This is a genomic window from Salinivirga sp., assembly GCF_055145285.1.
The window spans coordinates 21,137-41,014 of the sequence record NZ_JBSRDC010000046.1 but is presented as its reverse complement, the minus strand read 5'-3'; the positions used below and the strand labels follow the sequence as shown (position 1 = coordinate 41,014).

Here is a 19,878-nt window from a genome sequence, read left to right as displayed (position 1 = left end):
TTAAGTTAAAAATGAGGCAGTTATTGTAGGCAAAAATACTGTAATTGAGCAAATATGGTCAGTCAATTATCATGTAAGTGTTAAATAATTAGTTCATTGAAAATACATGCTATTTGGTTGGTATTTTTGGACTTTACGTGTATTTTTGTAAACTTTAGCTTATCATGCCCATTGGCATGTTTAAAATTAATAGGTAAACCAAAACCATGAAGCCCAGAGAGGAAAGATCATCTAAAAGACGGTTAAGAACTTCATATATCACCACGGTAGTTTCCATTACCCTCGTGCTTTTCATGTTGGGTATAATGGGGCTTTTATTGCTTAATGCTCAAAAATTGTCAGACTATGTGCGTGAGAATATTGGGTTTAGCATTATTTTAAAAGATGAAGTAAAAGAGCCCGATGTGCTTCGGTTGCAAAAAGTTATTGAATCACGTGATTTTGTAAAATCTACCACACACATTAGTAAAGCCGAGGCTGCACAAGAGTTGCAGGAAGATTTGGGTGAAGATTTTATCGATTTTATTGGATACAACCCTTTACCCGTTTCTATAGATGTGAATTTAATTGCCAGGTATGCCAATAACGACAGCATACGTAAGATAGAGCGTCAATTGCTGAAGTTTCCACAAATTAAGGAGGTTTGGTATCAGAAGTCGCTGGTGCATCTTATGAACGAGAATATTCGCAAAATTAGTTTCATACTCCTCGGATTTGCGGCATTGTTGCTGTTTATTTCCATTGTTTTAATCAACAACACTATACGATTATCTGTGTATTCAAAACGTTTTATTATCAATACTATGCGGTTGGTGGGTGCTACGAGCTACTTTATACGAGGGCCTTTTCTCCGCACCAGTGCCTTGCACGGTGTTTATAGTGGGCTGTTTGCCAATGCAATGTTGTTTGCGGTAATATACCTTGTAGGGAATGAATTCCCTGAAATAAGCGTTTTTACAGACCCATTTGTGATGGGAATTTTAACAAGTGGAATTATTGTTGTAGGGATTATTATCTCATTCTTTTCAACCTTATTTGCAGTGAATAAGTATTTACGAATCAGTACCGATAAACTATATTTTTAAATCCATATACAATGGCCGAAAAAAAATCAAACAAACTTACATTTGCCATCCCAAAAGAGAGCTACAAACATTTGCTTATCGGGTTTGGAGTTGTCATTATTGGTTTTTTACTAATGATGGGTGGTGGATCTGACAATCCAGCCGAATTTAGTCGCGAAATCTTTTCTTTTCGCCGCATTACCCTTGCACCAATAGTTGTGCTGGCCGGATTTATCTATATTATGTGGGCCATAATGCGTAAACCCAAAAAGACAGCGGATCAATAGAGGTAGAAAAAATGGAGTGGATTGAAGCGTTGATTCTGGGGTTGATCCAGGGTCTTACTGAGTTTTTGCCTGTCTCAAGCAGTGGGCATCTCGAAATCGGAAAACATGTATTAGGCGTACAGGCCAACGAGAGCTTAATGTTTACCGTGGCTGTACACGGAGCTACAGTTTTGAGCACCATTGTGGTTTTCAGGCGTGACCTGGTGGAAATAATTACCGGAACCTTTAAATTTCAGTGGAATAAAGAGACGCAATATGTGTTTTACATTGTCGTCTCAATGATTCCTGTCGCCATTATCGGATTGTTTTTTAAAGATTATGTAGAGCAGTTTTTTGGTGGAGAAAATTTGGTTTTTGTAGGATCAATGCTATTTGTAACAGCCGCACTGCTTACCTTTGCCCATTTTTGGCGAACTGGAAAACGGGAAATAAAAGCCGGAAACGCCTTTATAATTGGTTTGGCCCAGGCAATGGCCGTTTTGCCAGGTATAAGCCGTTCGGGTGCTACTATCTCCACCGGATTGTTGTTGGGCGTAGATAAAAAACGTATTGCCCGGTTTTCTTTTCTTATGGTATTGATACCCATACTTGGTGAAAATTTGCTCGATTTGGTAAGTGGAGAAATGACCGCGAATAATGAAATAGATACATTGCCTTTGCTGGTTGGATTTATAGCTGCATTTTTATCCGGTTGGCTGGCGTGTCGTTGGATGATTAATATTGTGAGACAAGGCCAAATTATTTGGTTTGCAGTGTATTGTGTGTTTGTTGGAAGTATAGCAATTATTGTGGGGTAAATATGGAACTGGAAACAATTCGTGAAACATACCAATCAGGGCGGGTGGTTTTAATTAATAAGCCGCTTCAATGGACCTCTTTTGATGTGGTAAACAAAATCAGGTGGCACCTGACACGTGCCCTGCAAATAAAAAAAATAAAAGTAGGGCATGCGGGTACGCTCGATCCTTTGGCAGATGGTTTGCTCATAGTTTGTATTGGCAGAGCCACAAAAATGATTGAAGCCATACAAGATGCACCCAAAGAATACCTGGCCGCAATTGATCTCGGTGCAACCACTCCTTCTTATGATCTGGAAACAGAAATCGAGCAGGAGTATCCGGTGGAACATATTACAGAGGATTTGGTCATTGAAACCCTCAAGGGGTTTAAAGGAGAACAAATGCAAATGCCGCCGGCTTTTTCAGCCAAAAAAGTCAATGGAAAGCCGGCTTATGAATATGCAAGAAAGAATATTGATGTGACATTGAAATCAAAAAAAGTGTTTTTTCACGAAATTGATTTGCAGTATTTTGAACCAAAACACCTTAAAGTACGTATTAATTGCAGCAAAGGTACTTACATTAGGTCATTTGCCCACGACCTTGGCCAAAAACTCAATAGTGGTGCTTATTTACAAGGATTAACCAGAACAGCCATAGGGCAATTCACATTGAAAGACGCCTGGACGCTGGATCAATATATTGATAAAATTAATAGATTAAACAAATATAAAGTTGGTGAGTTATGAAGTTGTCGCAGTTTAATTACAAACTACCAGAAGAGCTAATAGCTCTGCATCCTGCCTATAATCGTGATGAATCCCGTTTGATGGTTATTCACCGCGATACAGGTAAAATTGAGCATAAAGTTTTTAAAGATTTGCTCACTTATTTCAAAGAGGATGATGCCATGATTTTTAATAATACCAAGGTTTTTCCTGCCCGCTTGTATGGCAATAAGGAAAAAACAGGTGCAAAAATCGAGGTCTTTTTGCTGCGTGAGTTAAATCGCGAACAGCGGTTATGGGACGTGTTAGTAGATCCAGCTCGTAAAATTCGTATTGGAAATAAACTATATTTTGGTGAGAATAATTCCCTGGTAGCAGAGGTTATTGATAATACCACCAGCCGTGGACGAACCTTGCGTTTTTTGTTCGACGGGCCTTACGAGGAATTTAAGAAAACCCTTTACGCTCATGGTGAAACACCACTTCCAAAGTTTATTAAACGTGATGTAAAAGAAGAAGACCGGGAACGGTATCAAACTATTTATGCAAAACACGAAGGCGCTGTTGCTGCTCCTACTGCGGGTATGCATTTTAGCCGCGAGTTGATGAAGCGCCTGGAGATATTGGGCGTTAATTTTGGTTTTATAACCCTCCATGTGGGTTTAGGTAATTTCAGAACCGTTGAGGTCGAAGACCTGACAAAACATAAAATGGATTCGGAACAGATTCTAATCACAGAAGATGCAGCTAATATCGTTAATAGTGCGCGTGAGCGTAAGAGTAAGATTTGTGCAGTTGGAACCACGGTGATGCGAACACTCGAAAGTTCTGTTTCTACAAATGGTATGGTAAAACCATTCGACGGCTGGACCAATAAATTTATTTTTCCGCCCTATGAATTTAGTGTGGCCGACAGTATGATTTCCAATTTTCATTTACCATTATCAACATTACTAATGATGGTAAGTGCCTTTGGAGGATATGACCTGATTAAAGATGCATATCAGACGGCCATTAAGGAGAAATACCGGTTCGGTACTTATGGTGATGCTATGCTGATTTTGTAAAATATTTATGCTTTACAGCAAAGCCTATTTAGCTTTATAAGCTAAAAAAACCTGACGCTAATGCGCCAGGTTTTTTTTTATATGAGCTTATTTTATAGCTTTTTCTTCACTTCAACTTCGATAAACGACTCAACCATGTCGCCCACTTTAATATCGTTAAAATTCTCGATATTCAGGCCGCATTCGTATCCGGATGCTACCTCTTTAACGTCGTCTTTGAAACGTTTCAGTGAACCAAGTTCTCCGGTGTAAACCACAATGCCTTCGCGAATCAGTCGCATTCTGGAATTGCGGCGTATTTTGCCTTCTCGCACTATACAACCGGCTACTTTTCCTACTTTGGTTATTTTAAATACGTTAAGGATTTCTGCTGTACCAGTTATTTCCTCTTTAATGTCTGGCGAAAGCATACCTTCCATGGCGGCTCTAATCTCGTTTATGGCATCGTAAATTACTGAGTACAGACGAATGTCGATTTCCTCTTTTTCAGCCAGTTTACGAGCAGCCAATGACGGACGTACCTGGAATCCTACGATTATGGCGTTTGATGCTGCAGCAAGCAGAATATCTGATTCTGAAATCTGTCCAACACCTTTGTGAATTACATTTACCTGAATTTCTTCGGTAGAAAGTTTAATCATTGAGTCGGCAAGCGCTTCAATAGAACCATCCACGTCACCTTTTACAATGATATTGAGTTCCTGGAAGTTTCCTATAGCAATACGTCGGCCAATTTCATCAAGGGTAATGTGTTTTTGTGCGCGTAGTCCTTGTTCGCGTTGTAATTGCTCACGTTTATTGGCAATGTCTTTGGCATCAGCATCACTTTCCATGATGTTGAACTTATCTCCTGCCTGCGGGGCTCCGTTCAAACCAAGGATTTGGACCGGAACGGCCGGCCCTGCTTCTTCTATTCGTGAACCACGTTCGTTGTACATGGCTTTTATGTGGCCATAGTAGGATCCTGCCAAAATAATGTCCCCGATTTTGAGGGTTCCAGCTTGTACAAGCACAGTTGCTACATATCCACGACCTCTGTCGAGTGAGCTTTCTATAACGGTTCCGGTTGCTTTTTTGTCCGGGTTGGCTTTAAGGTCGAGTAATTCGGCTTCGAGTAGAACTTTTTCTAATAGTTCCTCGATATTAACTCCGTTTTTGGCTGAAATATCTTGCGATTGGTATTTTCCACCCCACTCTTCAACCAAAAGATTCATTCGGGAGAGTTCTTCTTTAATTTTTTCGGCGCTTGCACCCGGTTTATCAATTTTATTAATTGCAAATACAATCGGTACTCCTGCAGCCTGAGCATGGTTTATGGCCTCTTTTGTTTGGGGCATAATGCTGTCGTCAGCAGCAATAATGATAATGGCTACATCTGTAATTTGGGCTCCGCGGGCACGCATTGCTGTAAATGCTTCGTGACCCGGCGTGTCAAGGAATGTAATTCGTTTGCCATCGTCCAGTTTTACATTGTAGGCACCAATATGCTGTGTAATTCCTCCGGCTTCACCGGCAATTACATTTTCTTTACGTATGTGGTCCAGTAATGATGTTTTTCCATGGTCTACGTGACCCATTACTGTGACAATTGGCGGATGTGGCACCAGTTCTTCCGGGGCGTCCTCTTCCTCTGTTTCAATAGCGTCAAGGACTTCGGCGCTAACGAATTCTACTTTGTAGTTAAATTCATCTGCAACAAGCGACATGGTTTCAGCATCGAGGCGCTGGTTAATGGAAACAAACAGCCCTAGATTCATACAGGTTGAAATAACATTCGTGGCTGGTACATCCATCATGTTGGCAAGCTCATTTACCGAAACAAATTCAGTAACCTTAAGGATATTCTTATCCTGCTCTTGTTGATGTGTCTCTTCTTCTTGCTTACGTTGAACGGCGTCACGCTTATCGCGACGGTATTTTGCCCCTTTGCTTTTACTTTTTGAGGTTAAGCGTGAGAGGGTTTCTTTAATTTGTTTTTGTACATCCTCGTCATTAACCTCCGGTCTGCTGGGTTTTTTCTTCCTTTTTTTCTTTGGAAAATCTTTTTTCTCAGTATGTTGCTTTTGACGCTGTTTATTATCGTTGCGCTCTTTATTTACATCAACTTTATCTTTACGGATGCGTTTCCTGCGCTTTTTCTTTTTGCGTGGGTCATCATGGGTTTTAGGCTGTTCTTTAGGCAAGTCGATTTTGCCAACTACCGTGGGCCCGGAAAGCTTTTCAACTTTGGAGGCTATAAAGTCGCTATCTTTTTCTTGCTTTTTGGGAGTTGCTTTTTTCTCAGGCTCCTTTTGCGGTTTTTCCTGTGCGGCAGACTTGGGTGTTGGTTTGGCTTTTTTTGGCTGAGGCGTTTCTTTTTGCTTTTTTGTTTCAGCCTTAGGCGTTTCTTTGGGTTTGGGCTGGGCCGGTTTTGCTTTGTCAGATTTGGCTTTGCCTTGTTCCTTTTTGGCAGCAGGTTTTTCTTCTGCCTTTTTCTGTGGACGTGTCTTTTTTACGTTCCCGAGGTCAATTTTCCCAACAACTTTAGGTTGCGTACCTTGTTTTTCTTCTTCCTTACTCTCAGGCTCTTCTTTTGTTGGCTTTTCCTGCTTTTCAGGACTGGGTTTTGCCTCTGGTTTTTCTTTTTCTTTCTCTTCTTCGGTTTTCTCGGCCGATGCGGTTTTACCTGAGCTTAGGTCTTTAATCATAACCTCATCACCATCTTCTTCATCGTCATCTGCATCTTCGTCTTTTTTGTCGATAGTCACCACTTCCGGGTTGGACCGATGTGTTCCAAGACTCAGTTTCTCTGATTCTTTTTTCATCTTTCCGTCCTGGCTGTATTCAGCCACCAGCATATCATATACCTCCGGACTTATTTTTGTGTTAGGATTGGCCTGAATATCAAGATCTCTCTTTTTAAAGAAATCGATAATGGTCGAAATCCCCACATTTAATTCCTTGGCAACTTTACTTAAACGTATCGACTTTTTGCCTTGTGTCATATATTGTCCTTAACTTTATTTTGCGAATATAATAGGAATTATTAATAATTCTCCAAAATTATTCGAATTCAGACTTTAATATCTTGAGAACATCATCAACCGATTCCTCTTCGAGGTCGGTTCTTGACAAGAGTTCTTCTTTTGGTATTTCGAGTACCGATTTGGCTGTGTCGCAACCTATACCTTTCAGTGTGTCAATGACCCAACCATCAATTTCATCTGAGAATTCTTCCAGATCCACATCTTCGTCGTCCTCTGCCAATTCACGGTAAACATCAATTTCATAACCTGTAAGCAGGCTTGCCAACTTGATATTGCTACCGCTTTTACCTATGGCTAATGAAACCTGGTCTGGCATCAGGTAAACATCAGCTTTTTTATTGTCTTCATCAATCTTAATGCTCGATATCTTTGCCGGACTCAGTGATCTGGAGATATATAGTTGCAAATTATTGGTATAATTAATTACATCGATATTTTCGTTTCTCAGCTCGCGCACAATACCGTGTATTCTGGCACCTTTCATCCCCACACAGGCTCCTACCGGATCGATGCGATCGTCGTATGATTCGACGGCAACTTTGGCTCGTTCGCCGGGCATACGCACAATTTTCTTAATAGTGATGAGTCCATCAAAAATTTCGGGTACCTCCAGTTCAAATAGTCGTTCCAGAAACTCGGGAGCTGTGCGCGAAAGAATAATGAATGGGTTGTTGTTTTTAAATTCCACCTTAATTACAACAGCACGCACACTATCGCCTTTGCGGAAGTAATCTGATGGGATTTGCTCTTCTTTTGGTAGAATAAGCTCATTGCCCTCATCATCTATAATAAGGATTTCGCGTTTCCAAACCTGATAAACTTCTCCGGTAATGATTTCTCCTATGCGGTCTTTGTACTTTCCAAAAATATGTTCTTTTTCCAGTTCCAGAATACGGGAGGTTAAATTTTGGCGTATAGAAAGTATAGCTCTGCGTCCAAAATCTTCTATAGTAACCTCGTCGGTCACTTCTTCTCCTATTTCGTAATCTTCATCAATTGTTTTGGCATCAGATAGTTTAATTTGGGTGTATTCATCTTCGAATTCATCGTCTGCAACAACGTCGCGGTTGCGCCAGATTTCGAAGTCACCTTTATCAATGTTGATAATGATGTCGAAGTGTTCATCGCCACCATAATGTTTACGTAAAACATTACGAAAAACATCCTCCAAAACACGCATCATGGTAGCCCTGTCAATATTCTTGAGCTCTTTAAATTCCAGAAAAGTATCAATCAAATTTACGTTTTGCATGATTTTAATATTTTAAAAACGAATGATTGTTTTCGCTGAGGCTATATTATCCAATGATAAAACCTCTTTATTTATTTTTTTTGTTTTTTTCTTTTTGCCGGGTTCTTTATAGGTCTCTTCATGCTCTATGGTAATTTCATTTTCTTGAACCTGAGTAGTTTTACCCTCAAATGTGGTACCGTCTTTTAAAATTACCCTGACTTCCTGCCCCTTATATTTTTCATATTGCTCAATAACCTTAAACGGCTGGTCGAGCCCGGGTGAAGATACCTGTAATTCGAAATCCTCTACGTCGCGGTCGAGTTTAGATTCTATAAACCTTGAGACCCTGGCGCATTCATCAACAGGCATTCCGTCGAACCTGTCTATGTATACGAAGATTTTGTTGTCATTGGTTGCTTTTATATCCACCAAAAAACTATCGCTGCCCTCAATGGCTTCATTTACAATCTTCGTGATGTTGTTCTTGTCTAACATAATGGTAAAAAATTAGGGGACAATTGCCCCCCAAAACTTTTTTCTTCCGTTTTTACGATGCAAAAATACAAATAAATAAAAACAAAAAAAATATTTGTCTGAAAATTAATGATTTTAACTTTATATCTTCAATTTTAAAAGTCCAATCTTATGGGAATTATTCGAAACCGAAAAATATTAAATGACCCTGTATATGGTTTTATTAATATACCAGACGGCCGACTCTACGAAATAATACACCATTCTTATTTCCAGAGACTCAGGCGTATCAGGCAGCTTGGAATGAGTTACCTTGTTTATCCGGGTGCTACACATACACGATTTTTGCATACACTGGGAAGTTTTCATCTTACCAATACCGCTTTGTCTGTGCTCAGAGATAAAGGCGTGAATATTACTGACGAGGAGTCAGAAGCTGTTTTAACTGCTATATTGTTGCACGACATCGGCCATGGCCCTTTTTCACATGCACTGGAGGACCTCATTGTGCCCAATTTACGGCACGAAGAGCTTTCTTTGGCATATATGCGTTTTTTTAATCGTAAATATAATGGCGGCCTGGATAAAGCTATAGAAATATTTACCGGTTCCTATAAACATAAATTTTTACATGCGTTGGTGAGTTCACAACTCGATGCTGACCGGCTCGATTATTTGAAGCGTGATAGTTTTTTTACCGGAGTTTCTGAGGGAGTCATCAGTACCGATCGTATTATAAAAATGCTCAATGTAATTGATGATGAGTTAGTAGTTGATATAAAGGGTATTTATTCGGTGGAGAAATTTTTGGTAGCCCGCCGGTTGATGTACTGGCAGGTTTATTTGCATAAAACAGTGGTTTCGTCTGAAATGTTGCTTCGTAATATTATTAAACGGGCCCGTGAACTTACCATGAAAGGTAAAAAATTGTGGGGCCCGCCGGCTTTTAGTTATTTTTTGGCAAAGCAACACTTTGACCTAAGTGAAGAAATGCTTGAAAATTTTGCCATGCTCGATGACGATGATATGACGGTATCATTAAAAATATGGCAGCATGACGATGATCCGGTGCTCAGTCGTTTGTGTTCGATGTATATGCAGCGCAATTTGTTTAAAATCAGACTTCAAAGCAAACCTTTTAGTGATGCGGAAGTTGATATGTTAAAAGAACAGGTTTCAAAAATATTTCAACTTGCACCCGAAGAAGCCTCGTATTTTGTGGTTTCTGACATATTAACCAACAATGCATATAAACCCGATAGTGGAATAATTAAAGTTTTAAACAAAGATGGCTCAACGTCAGATTTGGCTGATGTGTCAGACATGTTCGACCATGAAATTTTGTCTCAAACCGTGAAAAAATACTTCCTGTGCTTCCCGCGGGAATTGGCCTAATTTTATTACTTTTGTTGTGAAGACAACAGAGAGAGGTAATTGAAACCATAGCTAAATAAAAGATTAATCCAATGATGGAATTTACAGCAGCTCAAATTGCAGAAGCGCTTCAGGGTAACGTTGAAGGAGACAGCAATGTGAAAGTCAGCAATGTAGCACCAATTGAACAGGGCAAACCCGGCACGTTAAGTTTTTTATCTAACCCTAAATATACAACTCATATTTATGATACTGATGCCAGTATAGTAATTGTTAATGAGAATTTTAAGCCGGAAAAGCCCATCAAAGCCACACTCATAAAAGTACCGGATGCTTATCATGCATTTGCGACATTGCTGAGTATGTATGAACAGGCTAAGCCCGTGCCGGAGGGTGTTGATTCAATGAGTAAAATTGATGATACTGCAAAGGTAGGCGACAAGGTTTTTATTGATGCTTTTGCCGTAATTGGAAAAAACTCAAAGGTTGGAGATCGCGTGCAAATCCATGCACAAGCATATATCGGAGATAATGTAACCATTGGCGAGGGCACAATAATTTATCCTGGAGTTAAAATATACCACGATTGTGTTATTGGTAAGCAGGTTACAATTCATGCTGGTGCTGTTATAGGAGCTGATGGCTTTGGGTTTGCCCCCAAAAAAGGCGAAAACTACCAAAAGGTACCACAAATTGGAAACGTAATTCTTGAAGATCATGTGGAAATTGGCGCAAATACCTGTATTGATAGAGCTACAATGGGTTCAACCATTATCCGGGAGGGCGTGAAGCTCGACAACCTCATTCAGGTTGCTCATAATGTGGAAATAGGTCACCACACTGTTATGGCTTCGCAGGTGGGTATTAGCGGTTCTACGAAAATAGGTAAGGATTGTATGTTTGGCGGCCAGGTCGGATTAGCCGGACATATTACTATTGGCGATAACGTAAAAGCAGGCGCACAGGCCGGTATTAGTGGCAATATTAAAGAAAATGAAACAGTACTTGGCTCCCCTGCAATAAGTTATTTGCGCGAAAGGAAGTCAATGGCTGTATATAAAAATTTGCCAGATCTTTGGCGTAGATTGAACGACATAGAGAAAAAACTCGATACTAAATAGTGCCAGCAAGAAAACTATGGAATTTTCAGTTTTTGATAAAAAAAGGATAAATACAAAGCATCGCCTTCGCATCGCTTTCGCTTCCGCTATAGCTTCAGCGAACGCGGACAGCGGAGCAAGGCCTGTTCCGATGAAATCGGAAGCCTTTGACCGCGTGCCGCCTGATCCTTTAGCGTAACATCTGCGGCAAGCCTCCGGCGACCGAAGGGTGGTGCAGGTTATTGAAACCAATAAGTCTCAATTCCCGGGAATATTGTTTCAAAAACCAGACCGATGCAGTATTTGTTGTTTTCTTGCAAAGACTAAATAATTGAACAACCAACCGCCTATGTACAGGTTTATTCATATCTCTTTTCTGCTACTTTTTATTGTAGCTTGTTTCCAAAGCAATGCACAGGTATATGAGTTGTATAATGAAGATACCGTAAACCGTGTTGATCCGCAAATGCGTAAGCAAGGTAAGTGGATTTACTTTTACGATGATGCCCGCACAAAAATAAAAATGAAGGGTGAATTTGTGAATAACAAACGTGAAGGATTGTGGATTAAATATTACGAAAGCGGAACTCGTAAACATGAAGTTACCTATCAACACGGGAAAACTATTGGCCCGGCTCGTTTTTATTATGAGAGTGGTAATATCCGGGAAGACGGAAATTGGGTGCTAAAACACTGGGTTGGAGCATATCGGTATTATCATGAAAATGGGAATCTTTCTTATGAGTTTACCTATAACAATGAAGGAGAGCGCATTGGTGAGCAAAATTATTATTACGAAACAGGTGATCTGATGATTAATGGAACCTGGAAAGATGGCAAGAAAACTGGAACACTTCGTGAATATTTTAAAGATGGCACTGTAAAGTCGGAGAAAATTTTTGTAGAGGGAAATTACCAAAAAACAGAAAGCAAAAGTTTTGAGAAAGGTGAGAAACCGGGTGGTGAAATTGTGAAGAAAAAATCGAAAAAATTACTTTTTACCGGACAATATCGAAAAATTGGTCCTACAGGGTTGCTTCTGCAGCGCGGATATTTTAAAGATGGTGAATTGTATAACGGCAAATGGCATTTTTACGATGTCAATGGTCAAAGGTATATGACCAAAATACTTGAAGATAAAAAAGTGGTGAGGATTATTGATTACACAAAGCAAGATACAACTTCAACTGAAAATTCATCTGCCAATTAAAACGAATAAATTGGCAAAATATTAATCCACAAACCCATTCTAATTCAACCTAATTGAAATTATCCCGTAATATTCATGCAAATATTGCGGAAGCTTTATAATTTTGTGGTTTAATCCAAAATAATCAAATAGGCAACTATGTCGCAGGATTTTACAATTTACAATACACTGAGCAGAAAAAAAGAAGTTTTTAAACCCGTAATTCCCGGTTATGTGGGTATGTATGTTTGTGGCCCCACAGTTTATGGAGAGGCTCACCTGGGACATGCCCGTCCGGCCATTACTTTCGATTTACTGTTTCGTTATCTCCGGTATTTAGGTTATAAAGTTCGTTATGTGCGTAATATTACAGATGTTGGACACCTTGTAGATGACGCTGATGAGGGTGAAGATAAGATTGAGAAAAAGGCACGTCTTGAAAAGTTAGAACCCATGGAAATTGTGCAACAGTATACTGTGGGTTACCATAAAAATATGGAACAACTCAATACACTACCACCAAGCATAGAGCCCCGTGCCACTGGTCATATTATGGAACAAATAGATGCTGTAAAAAAAATTGTTGAACAAGGATATGGTTATGAGGCAGAAGGCTCGGTTTATTTCGATGTAGAGAAATATGCAAAAGACCATGATTATGGTAAACTCTCAGGGCGCAAACTTGAAGATATGCTTGAAAATACCCGGGAGCTTGAAGGCCAGTCAGAGAAACGAAGCAGTGCCGATTTTGCCTTGTGGAAGAAAGCAGACCAGACGCATTTGATGCAATGGGCAGCACCCTGGAGCGATGGTGTTCCCGGCTGGCACATGGAATGTACAGCGATGAGCACCAAGTACCTCGGTGAAAGGTTTGACATACACGGCGGCGGGTCCGATTTGAAATTTCCCCATCACGAAGCCGAGATAGCCCAAAGTGTGGGAGCGTACGGAAAAGAATCAGTGAATTACTGGATGCACAACAACCTGATTACCATTAATGGCCAAAAAATGGGCAAATCGCTTGGTAATTTTATTACCCTGAATGAGCTTTTTACCGGAAAACATGAACTTCTGTACCAAGCCTATTCACCTATGACCGTGCGGTTTTTTATGCTTCAGGCTCATTATCGCAGCACGCTTGACTTTAGCAATGAAGCATTACTGGCTGCTCAAAAAGGCTTTGAGCGTTTGATGAAAGCAATAGACTTATTGCCCAGACTCAAACCCGCCAACGAATCCACAATTGATGCAGGTAAGCTTATAAACGATACCTGGGGTGCCATGCAGGATGATTTGAATACTCCGGTTGCATTGGCTCATTTGTTCGAAGGCGTTAAATGGATTAATGCAATACACGATGGACATCAAACCGCCACAAAAGTCGATCTTGATAAATTGCAAAAATTTATCAACGAATTTGTGTTTAATGTACTGGGCCTTACCAATGAAACAGATAATGCACAGGGAACTGTTGATGAAAAGTTTGAAGAAGTTCTAAATTTACTACTTAATTTGCGTAGCGAAGCCAAGGCCAATAAAGATTATGCTACAGCCGATAAAATACGCGATCAGCTTAAAGAAATTGGAGTGGTTGTAAAAGACAAAAAAGACGGCTTTGAGTGGGAAATAATAGAATAAAGAAAAGAAATAACGAAAAATAATAGAATATGAAGCGAATCCGCATAAGTGAACTCATAGAGTCAAATGAGTTTGGGAAAGAAGTAACCGTAATGGGATGGGTAAAAACCATCAGAGGAAGTAAAAATGTATCTTTTATTGCATTAAACGATGGTTCGTGTTTGAAAAATATGCAGATCGTGGCCGATGCAGAAAAAATTCCGGCTGAAACTACTGAAAGAATTCATAGTGGAGCATCACTCAAAGTAACTGGAGAGCTTGTGGAATCGCAGGGTAAAGGGCAAATTAATGAGATACAGGCCCACGCCGTTGAGGTGTTTGGAGAAGCCGATCCGGACCATTTTCCTATTCAAGCCAAACGGCATACACTGGAGTTTTTAAGAGAAAACGCACATTTGCGTTTTCGTACAAACCTGTTCGGCGCAATTACGAGGGTGCGTCACCATATGATTTTTGCCATACACAAATTTTTCAACGATCGCGGATTCTACAATATACATTCACCAATTGTTACCGGAAGTGACGCCGAAGGTGCCGGAGAGATGTTTCAAATTACTACACTAGATTTGAAGAATCCACCCAGAACAGATAAGGGAGAGATTGATTTTTCCAAAGATTTTTTCGGTAAGGCAACAAACTTAACCGTTTCTGGTCAGCTTGAAGCAGAGCTGGCTGCCCTGGCCCTCTCGCAGGTTTATACTTTCGGACCCACTTTCAGAGCCGAAAACAGTAATACCAGCCGTCACCTCGCTGAATTTTGGATGATTGAGCCTGAAGTAGCCTTTGCAGATATACACGACAACATGGATTTGGCAGAGGAAATGCTGAAATACCTTGTACGTTATGCTCTGGATAATTGTAAGGAAGATTTGGAGTTTCTGCAGCAACGTTTGACAAATGAAGAAAAGCAAAAGCCGCAAAATGAACGGTCAATGCCACTTATTGACAAACTTAAGTTTGTGCTGGAGGATAATTTTGAACGCATTACTTATACAGATGCCATTAATATTCTGAAAAACTCCAAACCCAACAAAAAGAAAAAATTCAGTTATGTCATCGAAGATTGGGGCGCTGACATTCAGTCAGAACATGAGCGCTATCTGGTAGAAAAACATTTTCAGAAACCAGTGATTATTACCGATTATCCAAAGGGTATTAAAGCTTTTTATATGAAGCAGAATGATGATGGCGAAACGGTTGCCGCCATGGATGTGCTTTTCCCACAAATTGGTGAAATAATTGGCGGTTCGCAGCGCGAAGAAAACTACGATAAATTAATGAAGCGGATCAAGGAAATGAATATTCCTGAAGAAACCATGTGGTGGTTTATCGATACACGAAAATATGGTACCGTGCCACATGCTGGCTTCGGTCTTGGTTTTGAGCGACTTATGCTGTTTGTCACCGGAATGACCAATATCAGGGATGTAATTCCTTTCCCCCGTTTCCCGAAAAATGCAGAATTTTAATTATTTTTAGCTACAAACCAAATCAAAAGATAAGCGTTAAATAGAATAAAAGAAAACCCATGCTTAAGCAAAGTCTACAGCAAAAATTATTGCAAAAGTTATCTCCGCAACAGATTCAGCTTATTAAACTGTTGGAGGTTCCTACGTTGCAGCTTGAGCAACGGGTTAAAAAAGAAATAGAAGAAAATCCTGCACTCGAAGAAGGCGATGAAAATTATGAGGATGACTACCAGCAGGATGATGATTACCAGGATGATGATAGTGGGGATGAATTTTCTATGGACGATTACATAGAAGACGATGAAATACCAAATTACAGGCTTCAGGCTTCCAATTATTCAAAAGACGATGAGCACAAAGAGATACCCTATTCCGAAGGGGCATCGTTTCATGAGTTTTTGCGCAATCAGCTTAGTTTGAAAGTAAGCCTTGATGAAGATAAACGCCTACTGGCAGAATATATCATTGGCAATATAGACGATGATGGATACTTGAGACGCAATCTGAAAAGCATAGTTGATGATTTGGCGTTCTCGCAGGGAATTCGCACCAGGGAAGACGATTTGTATAAACTACTAAAAAGAATACAGGAACTCGACCCACCTGGTGTTGGGGCAAGAGATTTGCAGGAATGCCTGCTTCTGCAAATTGAGCGCAAAGACTTTGATAAAGAGTCGATAGTACATGCCGAGAAAATTTTGCGCCATCACTTCATAGAGTTTACCAAAAAACATTACGAGAAAATAATTAAGCGGCTCAATATTACCAGAGACCAGCTCAAAGAGGCTTTGGACGAAGTTTTACATTTGAACCCCAAACCCGGCGGAGCATTTAGCGACCCTTCTTCAGCCAATGTGCATGCTATTATCCCTGATTTTTTACTTGATAATAATAACGGAAAGCTTGAGTTAACTCTTAACTCCCGTAATGTTCCTGAATTGCATGTAAGCCAAACTTATGCCGATATGCTCAAGGCCTTTGCCAAGGATAAAAAAAGTCGCACCAAGCAAGATAAAGAAGCTATAACTTTTGTGAAACAAAAACTGGATTCAGCCCGTTGGTTCATCGACGCCATTCAGCAAAGGCAGGCTACACTTTTGCTCACAATGAATGCAATTCTGGAATATCAGTATGAATATTTCCAGGATGGAGATGAGCGCAAGCTCAAACCAATGATTCTGAAAGATATAGCAGAAGAAACCGGGCTCGATATCTCTACCATTTCCCGCGTGGCCAACAGTAAGTATATCCAAACCGACTTTGGTATATTTCCACTTAAATCATTCTTCTCTGAAGGCATGCAAACAGAGGATGGAGAAGAGGTGTCGACCCGGGAAATAAAAAATATTTTGAAGGATTGTATTACCAAAGAGAGTAAAAGTAAGCCACTGACTGACGAGAAACTGACAAATATTTTGAAAGACAAAGGGTATAGAATTGCACGGCGTACAGTGGCCAAATACCGGGAACAACTCGATATTCCCGTAGCTCGTTTGAGAAAGGAAGTATAAATGTATAAGTTACTAGCCAAAGCCATATCTATCATATTTCATCCGGTACTGATGCCTACAATGGGTGTATTCGTTATTTTCACCTCATCGTATTACATGAGTATGATGCCCGAACAAGGACGGGACGTAACCTACCTGATAGTTTTTGTCAGTACATTCCTGTTACCTGTAATTATGCTGTCATTGTTTTTACTTCGTAAAGTGATTAAATCTCTTGAAATGACGGAAACACAAGAGCGTTTTGTGCCATTTCTTGTAACAGCAATTTTTTATTTCTTTTCGTGGTTTACTTTGCATCGGCTGAATGCACCGGGCTTTATTGCATCCTATATTTTTGGAGCTTTCCTGATTGTATTTTTAATATCCATCATTACAGTAAAATGGAAAATATCTGCTCATATAGCGGGTTTAGGCGGAATGATTGGTATGATATTGGCCCTTTCCGATTTATATCATGCCAATAATCCCCAGTTTTTTATACAGGCCGTTGTAGCAATGGGACTTGTTGGTACAGCCAGGCTTTATTTGGGAGCCCATACCATTAAACAGGTCGCCGGAGGGTTTTTGCTTGGTTTTATAGTGATGCTTTCTACAATTTATCTTTATCCAATTTAATTGTTCTTCACAACATATATAACGCTTTTCAGTGCGAATTAAAACCGAACATGATAAACAGATATCGTGTGTTTTTTTAATTCTAATTTTTTTCTGAAACACGATTTAATATGGTGAACGGGTATAATTCACTGATTTTTTTAGTAATTTGTGGCAAATAAACGCTGATACATGGCAAAAAGTAAGAAAAAGAAAAAAGGTAAATCGCTAAATAAGCGACAGCTAAAAAATAAAATTGTCCAGTTCTTAGAGGATAACCCTGGGAAAAGTTTTAATTACAAGCAGGTGAGCAAAGCTCTTAGAATTTCCGGACAGGACAAACGCATGCTGGTTAATAAAGCCCTTGAGGAATTAACCAATGAGGGTATGGTTAAAATGTCGAGCAGGGGAAGTTATAAACTTAATAAAGCAGGAGCCTATATTACAGGCCGTATTCATCTAAATCGAAAGCGGCCGGCAACGCTTATTAGCGAAGATGTGGGAGAGGAAATTATGATATCGCAGGGCAATTTAAATCATGCCCTGCATAACGATATTGTAAAGGTGTTTATCTACGCACGAAAGCAGAAGATGAGTGAAGGAGAAGTGATAGAAATTGTGGAAAGAGGCAAAGAGCAGTTTGTGGGCATTTTAAAAGTGTCTAAACATTATGCTTTTTTGATTCCTGACAGCCCCCAAATGCCCTACGATATTTTTATCCCGCCATCATCCATTGGAGATGCACGTGATAACGATAAGGTGGTGGCCACAATTAGAGAATGGCCCGCTGAAGCAAAAAATCCGGTAGGTAAGATTGTAGAAGTGCTTGGGCAGGCAGGTGAAAATAATGCAGAAATGCATGCTATTCTTGCCGAATTCGATTTGCCCTTAAGGTTTCCTGAGAAGGTACTTGAACATGCTGAAAAAATTTCTGAAACCATTGACGCTGCAGAAATAAAAAAACGCACCGATTTTCGGGATGTACTAACCTTTACAATTGACCCGGCAGATGCCAAAGATTTTGATGATGCCATTTCCATAAAACGGCTGAAGAACAATAATTGGGAAATAGGTGTGCATATTGCCGATGTTACTCACTACATTACCCCTGCCAGTGTGCTGGACAAGGAGGCGTATGATCGTGCCACTTCGGTTTATTTGGTAGACCGGGTAGTACCCATGTTGCCAGAGCGGCTGAGTAATGGAGTATGTTCCCTGCGTCCAAATGAAGATAAATTATGCTTTGCTGTGGTTTTTGAAATGGATGATGATGCTAATGTACTGAAATATTACATTGATCGTACTATCATCAATTCTGATCACAGGTTGGCATATGAAGATGCACAGGAAATGATTGATACCGGAGAAGGAAAATTGGCCAATGAAATGGTGAAGCTAAATGATTTGGGACAGATACTCCGCAAACGACGCTATAAAGAAGGTTCAATTAATTTTGAACGAAAAGAGGTTAAATTTCATCTTAAAGAAGATGGAACCCCGACGGGTGTATATTTCAAATCGAGCAAAGAAGCCAATCAACTTATTGAGGAGTTTATGTTGCTGGCAAATCGCACTGTAGCCAACCATATTAATGTTTTATCAACTGGTCGTAAAAAAGCATTTGTATATCGTATTCATGATAAACCCAACCCTGAAAAACTTCAGCATTTATCGCGTTTTGTAAAACGGTTTGGCTATCATATAGAAACCGACGGCAAAACCAAAATGGCCAAATCATTAAATAATATGATTGAGGACGCCAAAGATAAACCGTACAGGCATCTTATAGAGGTGTTGTCTGTGCGCTCTATGGCCAAAGCCGTTTATTCTACGTTTAATATTGGACACTATGGACTGGCATTCGAATATTATACACATTTTACGTCGCCCATTCGGCGCTATCCCGACATGATGGTGCACCGCCTGTTGGCCGATTATATGGATGGTGCCAAATCATACCCGGCTCAGAAGTTGGAAGATCGCTGCGACCATTCTTCAGATATGGAACAAAAGGCTGTGGCTGCTGAGCGTGCTTCCATCAAATACAAGCAGGTAGAATTTATGCGCGATCATATGGGAGAGGAGTTTGACGGCGTAATTTCGGGTGTTACCCATTGGGGTATGTATGTGGAGATAAGCGAGAATGGTTGTGAGGGACTGGTTTCTTTGCAGTCGCTCGACGATGATTATTATATTTTTGATGAAGAAGAGATGGCCATTACTGGTAATCAGCATAAACGAAAATATCAATTGGGAGATGAAATACGCATACAAGTTGCCGGAGCTAATTTGTTAAAGAAACAACTTGATTTTGAACTTATTCGGGAGGAGTAGAAAATGAAGA

16 protein-coding genes are annotated in these 19,878 nt (G+C 40.0%); 13 read left to right on the top strand and 3 right to left on the bottom strand.

What is annotated here, in order from left to right; genetic code table 11:
- Window positions 1-206 precede the first annotated feature (206 nt).
- From ACTB0Y_RS09020 to queA, 5 genes are read left to right on the top strand one after another with little or no spacing between them, the layout of a single operon-like run.
- Entirely contained in the window at window positions 207-1,085 is an 879-nt protein-coding gene (locus tag ACTB0Y_RS09020) for a cell division protein FtsX (protein WP_463206486.1), read from the top strand.
- 11 nt (window positions 1,086-1,096) lie between these two features.
- Complete coding sequence (locus ACTB0Y_RS09015; protein WP_463206485.1) at window positions 1,097-1,351, top strand: DUF3098 domain-containing protein; 255 nt, start codon at window positions 1,097-1,099, stop codon at window positions 1,349-1,351.
- An 11-nt stretch (window positions 1,352-1,362) separates the two neighbouring features.
- Window positions 1,363-2,148, top strand: a complete 786-nt coding sequence (locus ACTB0Y_RS09010) for an undecaprenyl-diphosphate phosphatase (RefSeq protein ID WP_463206484.1) — start codon at window positions 1,363-1,365, stop codon at window positions 2,146-2,148.
- Between the two features lie 2 nt (window positions 2,149-2,150).
- Window positions 2,151-2,879 (top strand): tRNA pseudouridine(55) synthase TruB, encoded by a 729-nt coding sequence (truB, locus tag ACTB0Y_RS09005; protein WP_463206483.1) that lies wholly within the window; start codon window positions 2,151-2,153, stop codon window positions 2,877-2,879.
- Window positions 2,876-3,925: a tRNA preQ1(34) S-adenosylmethionine ribosyltransferase-isomerase QueA gene (gene queA / locus ACTB0Y_RS09000; RefSeq protein WP_463206482.1), complete on the top strand. Its 1,050-nt coding sequence runs from the start codon at window positions 2,876-2,878 to the stop codon at window positions 3,923-3,925. Before truB ends, queA begins: the two co-directional genes overlap by 4 nt.
- Window positions 3,926-4,017: 92 nt before the next feature.
- On the opposite strand, the gene infB is transcribed toward queA, so the two are convergent.
- From infB to rimP, 3 genes are read right to left on the bottom strand one after another with little or no spacing between them, the layout of a single operon-like run.
- Entirely contained in the window at window positions 4,018-6,909 is a 2,892-nt protein-coding gene (gene infB, locus ACTB0Y_RS08995; RefSeq protein WP_463206481.1) for a translation initiation factor IF-2, read from the bottom strand.
- Window positions 6,910-6,967: 58 nt separating this feature from the next.
- Window positions 6,968-8,203 (bottom strand): transcription termination factor NusA, encoded by a 1,236-nt coding sequence (gene nusA, locus ACTB0Y_RS08990; RefSeq protein WP_463206480.1) that lies wholly within the window; start codon window positions 8,201-8,203, stop codon window positions 6,968-6,970.
- A 12-nt stretch (window positions 8,204-8,215) separates the two neighbouring features.
- The gene (rimP, locus tag ACTB0Y_RS08985; RefSeq protein ID WP_463206479.1) at window positions 8,216-8,680 is read right to left on the bottom strand and encodes a ribosome assembly cofactor RimP; all 465 of its coding nucleotides are present in this window, start codon (window positions 8,678-8,680) and stop codon (window positions 8,216-8,218) included.
- 159 nt (window positions 8,681-8,839) lie between these two features.
- On the opposite strand from rimP, the gene ACTB0Y_RS08980 reads away from it, so the two are divergent.
- From ACTB0Y_RS08980 to rnr, 8 genes are all read left to right on the top strand, one after another.
- Window positions 8,840-10,054 (top strand): HD domain-containing protein, encoded by a 1,215-nt coding sequence (locus ACTB0Y_RS08980; RefSeq protein ID WP_463206504.1) that lies wholly within the window; start codon window positions 8,840-8,842, stop codon window positions 10,052-10,054.
- A 74-nt stretch (window positions 10,055-10,128) separates the two neighbouring features.
- A complete protein-coding gene (gene lpxD / locus ACTB0Y_RS08975) occupies window positions 10,129-11,154 on the top strand; it encodes a UDP-3-O-(3-hydroxymyristoyl)glucosamine N-acyltransferase (RefSeq protein WP_463206503.1) in 1,026 nt (341 codons plus the stop codon).
- Window positions 11,155-11,482: 328 nt separating this feature from the next.
- A complete protein-coding gene (locus ACTB0Y_RS08970; protein WP_463206478.1) occupies window positions 11,483-12,343 on the top strand; it encodes a toxin-antitoxin system YwqK family antitoxin in 861 nt (286 codons plus the stop codon).
- Window positions 12,344-12,481: 138 nt separating this feature from the next.
- Complete coding sequence (cysS, locus tag ACTB0Y_RS08965; RefSeq protein ID WP_463206477.1) at window positions 12,482-13,960, top strand: cysteine--tRNA ligase; 1,479 nt, start codon at window positions 12,482-12,484, stop codon at window positions 13,958-13,960.
- Window positions 13,961-13,989: 29 nt separating this feature from the next.
- Window positions 13,990-15,429: an asparagine--tRNA ligase gene (asnS, locus tag ACTB0Y_RS08960; protein ID WP_463206476.1), complete on the top strand. Its 1,440-nt coding sequence runs from the start codon at window positions 13,990-13,992 to the stop codon at window positions 15,427-15,429.
- A gap of 59 nt (window positions 15,430-15,488) precedes the next feature.
- On the top strand, window positions 15,489-16,940 hold the full coding sequence (rpoN, locus tag ACTB0Y_RS08955; protein WP_463206475.1) for an RNA polymerase factor sigma-54: 1,452 nt from the start codon (window positions 15,489-15,491) through the stop codon (window positions 16,938-16,940).
- Entirely contained in the window at window positions 16,941-17,555 is a 615-nt protein-coding gene (locus ACTB0Y_RS08950) for a hypothetical protein (protein WP_463206474.1), read from the top strand.
- Window positions 17,556-17,726: 171 nt separating this feature from the next.
- Window positions 17,727-19,868 carry a ribonuclease R gene (rnr, locus tag ACTB0Y_RS08945; protein ID WP_463206473.1) on the top strand — a complete coding sequence of 714 codons (2,142 nt, stop codon included), beginning with the start codon at window positions 17,727-17,729 and terminating at the stop codon, window positions 19,866-19,868.
- Window positions 19,869-19,878 lie beyond the last annotated feature (10 nt).